Annotated in this window: 1 protein-coding gene; it reads left to right on the plus strand. The window is 72.0% G+C overall.

Features of this window, described 5'->3' with window-relative positions; translation table 11 throughout:
• Positions 1 to 75: 75 nt before the first annotated feature.
• Positions 76 to 1,373: IS21 family transposase (istA, locus tag ACFPFQ_RS48275; protein WP_379630066.1), on the plus strand; the 1,298-nt coding region annotated here is incomplete at its 3' end.

The following is a 1,373-nucleotide window of genomic DNA, read 5'->3' on the forward strand; positions in this document are numbered from 1 at the left end:
CCTACCTGCACTTACTGTCCGTGACGTCTGCCAAGGCGATCACGGAAGGCAAGTGCTCTGAAGGAGAAGTCGAGAGTGGAGCAGTTCGAACGTATCCGACGTGACCAGCGCGATGAGGGGTTGTCGGTCCGCGCGCTCGCCGCACGGCATCGGGTGCACCGTCGCACGGTCCGCCAAGCCCTCGCGGACGCGGTGCCGCCGGCGCCGAAGGCGCCGGTGCGGGTCTCGCCCGCGCTGGGCCCGCACGCAGCCACGGTCCGCGGCTGGCTGGTCGCGGACCTGGACGCGCCGCGCAAGCAGCGCCACACCGCCCGGCGGGTGTGGCAGCGACTGATCGAGGAGGAAGGAGCGCAGGTGGCCGAGTCGAGCGTGCGCGCCATGGTCGCGGCGCTGAAGATCGAGGTCGGGCTCGACCGCCGCCAGGTGATGGTCCCCCAGACCCACCCGCCCGGAGTCGAGGCCGAGGTCGACTTCGGGGAGTTCCGGGCGGTGATCGCCGGGATCGTGGTGAAGCTGTGGATGTTCGTGCTGCGGCTGTCGCACTCGGGCAAGGCCGTGCACATCGCGTATGCCAACCAGTCCCAGGAGTCCTTTCTCGACGGACACGTCCGCGCGTTCACGGTGCTGGGTGGGGTGCCGACCGGGATGATCCGCTACGACAACCTGACCCCCGCGGTGATCCGGGTGCTGCTCGGGCGGGGCCGGTGGGAGAACGAACGCTTCGTCGGGCTGCGCAGCCACTACGGCTATGACTCGTTCTTCTGCCTGCCCGGCATCCAAGGGGCGCACGAGAAGGGCGGGGTCGAGGGGGAGATCGGCCGGTTCCGCCGCCGCCATCTGACCCCGGTCCCGCACGCCGAGTCGTTGGCCGCGCTCAACGCGACACTGGCCGCGGCCGACGAGCTGGATGACGGGCGGCGGATCGCCGCCCGGGTCGAGACCGTCGGGCAGGCTGGCGCCCGCGAGCTGCAGGTGCTGCGCCCGCTCCCGGGCGGGGTGTTCGACGTGACCGCGCCGTTGACCTGCCGGGTGGACGCGAAGGCCCGGATCTGCGTGCGCCAGTCCTACTACTCGGTGCCCGCCCGGCTGGCCGGGCGCCGGGTCGAGGCCCGTCTCGGAGCGAGCACCGTCGTCGTCCACGCCGGCGGGGTGATCGTGGCCCGGCACCCGCGCAGCCTGCACAAAGGCAGCGAGGACCTGTTGCTGGACCACTACCTGGAGATCCTTCACCGCAAGCCCGGCGCGCTGGCCGGAGCGACCGCGCTGGCCGCAGCACGGGCCGCCGGCACCTTCACCGAGGGCCATCAGGTGTTCTGGGACGCCGCACGACGCGCCCTCGGTGACGGCGCGGGGACCCGGGTACTGATCGGTGC

It is taken from the genome of Pseudonocardia sp. GCM10023141, assembly GCF_042653605.1.